Below are 5,392 nucleotides of genomic sequence, written 5' to 3'. Positions count from 1 at the left end.
CTACTCCAGATACAGTCAACGGTACAGCCATTTTCAAGTAAAAAATGTACCCAGTAGCCTCTTTTCAATTTTTTCTTAGAAGCGACCTGCAGTAAGGGTTTTGTTAATTTTTTAGTATTTATGTATGGGGGAAGTCCAGATATTATATTACCTCCATTCAACTGAGAAACCAGAACCTACTAATCGCAGATAAACGATTCTTCCGGGCAAATTTCCTTTAAAGAGAATTTTTCCGTTAATGGGGACTCTAGAAGGCATATCTCTTACCCATACTTGATCACGACCTATTCCTCCAATACGGCCCTCCGATCCCGTCAATTGCTTGCCGGTAGAATCAATGATGATAGAGTCTTTGGGATAAAAAGTAAGATCTCTGACTTCCCCTAAGTTTGCAACCATAAAAGTACAAACTACAGAATTATTGTCTTTATTACAATTCTGAATCTCGAAAGCAAAACCATTGCTTACACGTCTCGAATTACGGGCTTGAGCAATATCATCGTGATTCTGATAGAAGTTAGAAGATAAAGCTATAGTTAAGGCTAAAATTGGTAGCCATCTGAAAAATCCTTTTTTCATCACCATTCGCTACTCAGTGCATAAGTGTTCGCCCCCTCGTAGCCAGGTCAAGCAACAACCCAACCCAAGACACAAGGCAGATAGTAGAACAATACACATTCCCCCCCCCACAACTGTATCAAAAGTTACAATTTAATAAATCTTTATATTCTCCTCCCTTCAGATTTTGGGGTTTTTGGGGAGTTCAAGAGCTTGGACTTGTACAATAAGGTTGTACAAGTCTCCCCTAAAAATTATGTTAAGCAAAGAAACCACCTACTCTCAGGCGAGAATGAATTTAGCCGGTATCTTAGATCAGGTGTGTGACGAATCTCAAATTATCGTCATTAAGCGTCGCAATCAGAAAAATGTGGCCTTAATTGCTGAAGATGAGCTTTCCAGTTTATTAGAGTGTGTTTATTTATTGCGATCGCCAGAAAATGCCCAACGCTTATTTCGCTCTTTAGCATGGACCCAGACAGAAGATGCAACTCCTCAAACATTAGCTGAATTGAAAGGGGAGTTAGGAATTGAGTCCTAAAAGAGAAAATAAGCCAGATAAACCTAAAAATAATCCTATTCATGGTTATTTGCCCGTTTTTAGTCCTGATTTCAAAGCAGATTTAGCTTGGTGGTATCGGAACGAACCGAAAAAAGGCGATAAAATTTTAGACTTAGTGGCAGATATTTTGGATGGCGATCCGTTTACAGGATTGGGTAAACCCGAACCTCTTAAGTATATTGCTGCCGACACTTGGTCACGACGGATCGACTTAGAGCATCGTTTGGTTTATAAAGTTACAGGAAATAAGGTTTATTTTTTACAAGCTCGCTATCATTATCAATCAGGCTAAACTCAGACAAACCCATCAAGAACTGTTACAGGAGAAAGGGGACAAGGAACGTAGTACGTTCCCCCTCGTAGCTTGGGTTAAGGGATAGCCCAACCCAAGACAGAAGGAGGACAGTGAAACAATACACACTTTCTACTCTAAGACTGTAGCCTAAGCTACAATTTAATAAATATTTACATTCCTCTCCCTAACGAGCGACTCAGATTTCGGGGTTTTTGGGGAGTTCAAGAGATTGAAATTGTACAATAAGGTTGTACAAGTATCCCCTAAAAATCATGTTAAGCAAAGAAACCACTTACTCTCAAATACAGTATTTTATCAACTGTAGATATCTCGGCGATGTCCAACCTTATGGATGGTAAGCCGCTTTGCTTCGGGTGCAAAAGAATAGATAACTCTATAGTCACCGACTCGAAGCTTGAAAAGACCACTCAAATTAGCACTTAAAGCTTGAGGACTAACATTTTCAAAATTATCCGACAACCAGCGAACTTTCCGCAAAATTCGCTCTTGAATGATAGGAGCGAGTGCTTCTAAATCAGCGATTGCTTCGCGGCTAAATTCTACAAAGTAAGCCATTACCAGTTTAATCCTAATTTTTTGGCTACTTCTTCGGCTGAAACCCCCTTTTCTCCTATTTCAGTCCGTCTTAGAGAGTCAAGAAGTTGTTGCTTAACTTCAGGTTTGACTTCTTTGTCTTGGTCAGGATCGAGTAAGATAGATTGGATGGTTTCGGCAACAGTTTCTTGAATGAGGAGCTTGAGTTCTTCAACGGTTAGCTCTTTAACTTGCATATTTTTAACTAGGAGAGAAGAATAAATAAACTACTCCTAATTTTGGCACTAAATTGGCTATTTGGCTCTTCTCGACTTTGTGTGATCATCAATGCTTGGTCTCGTGCCAAGGTAGAACCTCTGGAAATGCGTTGCCAGGGAGACCCTAGCAACGAGGTGATAGTTGTTTAATAAGTGAAAGGAAAAAATAAACCCCCTCAAGATTGATTGAAGGGGCATTTATGGTATTTTTAGAGGCAATTTAGCCTACTTTTGTCGGTTACTTTTTCATGGCGATACAATGAAATTACTGCCACTTAATGAAACCTCTATGAGCCTCACCCTTCCCACTGAACTTCTGCAAACAGTACAAATGACTGAAGCTCAAATGCTCACGGAAATCGCTATCATGCTTTATCAGCAGCAACGTCTTCAATTTGAACAAGCAGCCGAACTAACGGGAATGGCGAGCGATGATTTCTACCAATTGCTAGTATCGCGTAATATCCTCACTCCACCCACGGACCCCGACGACGAACCAAAAGAACTCATCCTCACCAGTCTTTGTATTTCTCTTCAGCAAGCTAAAGAAGGCAAAGTACATCCCATCTCTGAACTCTGGGATGGCATAGATGACTGAAGAAATTCCCCCTATTAAGCTCCTTTTCTCCGATCAATTCAAGGCTCGACTTCGCATCCTCGCCAAACGCTATCGGAGCATTCGTACTGACCTACAACCTCTAATTGATGACCTTCAGATAGGCAAATTCATCGGCGATCAAATACCAGGAATAGGCTACACTGTCTTTAAAGTTCGCCTCAAAAACAGCGATATTCAAAAGGGCAAAAGTAGCGGCTATCGTGTTATCTATCAACTTAAAGACAATAGTTGTGTTTTGATGCTCCTCATCTATGCCAAATCTGACCAAACGGACATCCCAGCGCAGCAAATTCAAGACATCATTAATAAGTTTGACAATTTTTAGAAGTAAGTAGGGAGGCACAATTATTTGTAGGATGGGTTAGCGGTAGCGTAACATAATCGGGCGTTGGGTTTCATGCTTCAACCCAACCTACGTTTATCTTATATTTAATTCCACCCACCCACTTATTAATAGATGCCAAAAACAAACCCCCTCAAGATTGAATGAAGGGACATCGATGGTATTTTTAGAGGCAATTTAGCCGACTTTTGTAGTTTCTTTTTCGATGGATTGAGAAGGTTTTAGTTGGCCATTGATAACAATGCCTCTTCTATTGGCTTTGGTAACTCAATAGGATGAAACCGATTCACAGAAAAAGCGTAATCTTCACCACTTTCATCAATAACCCGAATTAGACTGTTTATTTCTGCTGTCTCATCAGGGATAACGCGGTATATTTTGCCCACTTCTAGTGAAGCTTCGTAGCCTTCATTATTGAGACAAACTACGAACTGATTTGTTGGAGATGACTCTATTTTCATGGTCAATCGAGAAACGGTAACTTGAGCTTAAATTCTTTTTTGCCGATGCCATGAGCTTCATACCAATCGACTTCAGCTAACCTTACTATACCATTGGGAAGCTGAACTTGGGCTATGCCCTTTAATTTTCTCCATTTACCTTTGCCATACTGTTTTTGCAACCGTTCCCGATTACGAATTCCTGTTCCTATGGCAATAATCTCGATATTCGTAATATCGCTGATAATCTCAAAGTCCACGATCGATCAAGCAATCTTAAAGAGTGGCCTTTCATTATAGCATCTATTGCCAAAAAAGAGATATAAAAAAACCAAACCCCCTCAACTGACTGAATGAAGGGGGCATTTATTGATTTAATGCTGATGAGTCTTTAACTTCTAAGAGCGCTGTAAAGACTTATCCGACTCATTCAGATAGGTCTTGAGTTATGTCTTAATCTTAGTGTAGCAAGGAAAGTGGGCAAAAAACTAAACCCCATCAACTGACGGAATCAGTATCCAAAAATTCTAACACAGTGATGATTTTAATGTTTCTAAATGGGTTCAAGACTAGCAAATCTTCATCCCCTGTAATAAGAGATTCAGCATGACCACTAATCGCTAACTCTAGATATTTATTATCCTTGGCATCTCGACATTCATCGATAGATTCTGACGGTTGCACTAATAAAGATGCTTCTACTAATGTTTCTAATAGCTCTTGGCGAATTGATTTAGCTAAATAGCGGTCAAATTTAGAACGAGATAAAACGTTACTAAGTTCATCAATAACCGTCTCAGACAGGATAATTATGCCCTGATTCTTAGCAGTTTCTAACGCCAAACGAGGTGGACTGTTTTTAAATAAAAAAGCACTAACAATTACATTAGCATCAAAAACAAATCGTGGTTTATTCATCTTGTTCTAAGATAGACGCTAAAATCTCTGGATTTAATCCGTTAGCTTCTGCTTCATCACTAGCTCGATCCATAATTGTTGATAATCTAGCTCCTGCTTTTTGACGATACTTTTCTAATTCTAATTGAATAGTTTTAGTTAATTTATTTTCTATATTTGCTCGGTCATTGGGGTTGATTTTAGCGTAATATCTAGCAATTTCTAAAGGAACTTGAATAGTGATTTCTGTCTTGCTATTCATGGTAATTGATTGTTTTTTTACTTTTGACAGACCTCCATTATAGCACAAAATCACAATACTCATTGAATTTGACGATATTGATGTAAAAATTGCCATTAAATCACAAAAATTAATAAATAGAAACATGGACAAAAAATAAAACCCCCTCAATTTACTGAATGAAGGGGGCATTTATGATATTTTTAGAAGCAATTTAGCCTACTTTTGTGGTTGCTTTTTCAGTGGATTTAGGGGGTTTTAGTTGGCGTTTGAGGGTTGCACCTGCGCCTAATGTTCCGAGGGTGATGATACTCAAACTGTTATTTTTTGTACTGTAGATTTTGTGGTTATTTCCTGAGGATGTCTGAACAATTGACCTTCATTTTGGTAGAAAACTTCATAATCAGGAGTCAGTTCAAGACGTAACTGTTTCCACAAACTAATTCCTTCTTGTTTAAAATCCGTTTCAGCTTGCTGATTAGGCAAATCTGATAAAGGTGGATAGTCTTGATTCAAAGTCTTATCGTAAGTATCCTGCCATGCGTTTAAACGTTGAATGGTTGCTTGACTTAATGGTAATTCTTCAGGAGCAATGTTATCAATTTCATCTACTCCCCAAAGTGGG

General features: G+C 38.8%; 12 protein-coding genes. 4 read left to right on the top strand and 8 right to left on the bottom strand.

Annotated elements, in window-relative coordinates:
• Nucleotides 1-147: 147 nt before the first annotated feature.
• Nucleotides 148-585, bottom strand: a complete 438-nt coding sequence (locus IM515_RS15385; RefSeq protein ID WP_287633219.1) for a hypothetical protein — start codon at nt 583-585, stop codon at nt 148-150.
• Between the two features lie 229 nt (nt 586-814).
• On the opposite strand from IM515_RS15385, the gene IM515_RS15380 reads away from it, so the two are divergent.
• Both IM515_RS15380 and IM515_RS15375 read left to right on the top strand, forming a co-directional pair.
• Nucleotides 815-1,099 carry a type II toxin-antitoxin system Phd/YefM family antitoxin gene (locus tag IM515_RS15380; protein WP_002748156.1) on the top strand — a complete coding sequence of 95 codons (285 nt, stop codon included), beginning with the start codon at nt 815-817 and terminating at the stop codon, nt 1,097-1,099.
• Nucleotides 1,089-1,412, top strand: coding sequence for a Txe/YoeB family addiction module toxin (locus IM515_RS15375; RefSeq protein ID WP_002771556.1), 324 nt, complete (start codon nt 1,089-1,091; stop codon nt 1,410-1,412). Before IM515_RS15380 ends, IM515_RS15375 begins: the two co-directional genes overlap by 11 nt.
• A 318-nt stretch (nt 1,413-1,730) precedes the next feature.
• Here IM515_RS15375 and IM515_RS15370 read toward each other — a convergent pair whose 3' ends face one another.
• Together IM515_RS15370 and IM515_RS15365 are read right to left on the bottom strand one after the other, a co-directional pair.
• Nucleotides 1,731-1,991, bottom strand: coding sequence for a type II toxin-antitoxin system RelE family toxin (locus tag IM515_RS15370; protein WP_002771554.1), 261 nt, complete (start codon nt 1,989-1,991; stop codon nt 1,731-1,733).
• Nucleotides 1,991-2,206 (bottom strand): hypothetical protein, encoded by a 216-nt coding sequence (locus tag IM515_RS15365; protein WP_002771553.1) that lies wholly within the window; start codon nt 2,204-2,206, stop codon nt 1,991-1,993. The genes IM515_RS15370 and IM515_RS15365 overlap by 1 nt, the downstream gene beginning before the upstream one ends.
• A gap of 280 nt (nt 2,207-2,486) precedes the next feature.
• Between IM515_RS15365 and IM515_RS15360 the strand changes: the two genes are divergently transcribed.
• Together IM515_RS15360 and IM515_RS15355 are read left to right on the top strand one after the other, a co-directional pair.
• Entirely contained in the window at nt 2,487-2,825 is a 339-nt protein-coding gene (locus IM515_RS15360) for a UPF0175 family protein (protein WP_287627809.1), read from the top strand.
• Nucleotides 2,818-3,171 carry a type II toxin-antitoxin system RelE/ParE family toxin gene (locus tag IM515_RS15355; protein WP_287627810.1) on the top strand — a complete coding sequence of 118 codons (354 nt, stop codon included), beginning with the start codon at nt 2,818-2,820 and terminating at the stop codon, nt 3,169-3,171. Before IM515_RS15360 ends, IM515_RS15355 begins: the two co-directional genes overlap by 8 nt.
• Nucleotides 3,172-3,410: 239 nt before the next feature.
• Here IM515_RS15355 and IM515_RS15350 read toward each other — a convergent pair whose 3' ends face one another.
• The 5 genes from IM515_RS15350 to IM515_RS15325 form a co-directional block, all read right to left on the bottom strand.
• Entirely contained in the window at nt 3,411-3,650 is a 240-nt protein-coding gene (locus tag IM515_RS15350; RefSeq protein ID WP_287627811.1) for a hypothetical protein, read from the bottom strand.
• A 2-nt stretch (nt 3,651-3,652) separates the two neighbouring features.
• Nucleotides 3,653-3,889, bottom strand: a complete 237-nt coding sequence (locus tag IM515_RS15345; protein ID WP_287627812.1) for a hypothetical protein — start codon at nt 3,887-3,889, stop codon at nt 3,653-3,655.
• Between the two features lie 238 nt (nt 3,890-4,127).
• Complete coding sequence (locus IM515_RS15340) at nt 4,128-4,547, bottom strand: putative toxin-antitoxin system toxin component, PIN family (RefSeq protein ID WP_193960398.1); 420 nt, start codon at nt 4,545-4,547, stop codon at nt 4,128-4,130.
• Complete coding sequence (locus IM515_RS15335; RefSeq protein ID WP_228020996.1) at nt 4,540-4,851, bottom strand: hypothetical protein; 312 nt, start codon at nt 4,849-4,851, stop codon at nt 4,540-4,542. Before IM515_RS15335 ends, IM515_RS15340 begins: the two co-directional genes overlap by 8 nt.
• 228 nt (nt 4,852-5,079) lie before the next feature.
• Nucleotides 5,080-5,392 (bottom strand): immunity protein CdiI family protein (locus IM515_RS15325; protein ID WP_287698053.1); only part of this gene is annotated, 313 nt, incomplete at its 5' end.

Origin of the sequence: Microcystis sp. M44BS1, from assembly GCF_020244875.1 — a bacterium.
GTDB lineage: Bacteria > Cyanobacteriota > Cyanobacteriia > Cyanobacteriales > Microcystaceae > Microcystis > Microcystis panniformis.
The sequence above is the reverse complement of the archived record's forward strand: the minus strand, read 5'-3'. Positions and strand labels throughout refer to the sequence as shown.

Excerpts from the sequence above, each read along its gene's own strand:
- IM515_RS15385 (WP_287633219.1), bottom strand. The coding sequence starts at position 585 with ATGGTGATGAAAAAAGGATTTTTCAGATGGCTACCAATTTTAGCCTTA.
- IM515_RS15380 (WP_002748156.1), top strand. The coding sequence starts at position 815 with ATGTTAAGCAAAGAAACCACCTACTCTCAGGCGAGAATGAATTTAGCC.
- IM515_RS15370 (WP_002771554.1), bottom strand. The coding sequence starts at position 1,991 with ATGGCTTACTTTGTAGAATTTAGCCGCGAAGCAATCGCTGATTTAGAA.
- IM515_RS15365 (WP_002771553.1), bottom strand. The coding sequence starts at position 2,206 with ATGCAAGTTAAAGAGCTAACCGTTGAAGAACTCAAGCTCCTCATTCAA.
- IM515_RS15360 (WP_287627809.1), top strand. The coding sequence starts at position 2,487 with ATGAAATTACTGCCACTTAATGAAACCTCTATGAGCCTCACCCTTCCC.
- IM515_RS15355 (WP_287627810.1), top strand. The coding sequence starts at position 2,818 with ATGACTGAAGAAATTCCCCCTATTAAGCTCCTTTTCTCCGATCAATTC.
- IM515_RS15350 (WP_287627811.1), bottom strand. The coding sequence starts at position 3,650 with ATGAAAATAGAGTCATCTCCAACAAATCAGTTCGTAGTTTGTCTCAAT.
- IM515_RS15340 (WP_193960398.1), bottom strand. The coding sequence starts at position 4,547 with ATGAATAAACCACGATTTGTTTTTGATGCTAATGTAATTGTTAGTGCT.
- IM515_RS15335 (WP_228020996.1), bottom strand. The coding sequence starts at position 4,851 with ATGAGTATTGTGATTTTGTGCTATAATGGAGGTCTGTCAAAAGTAAAA.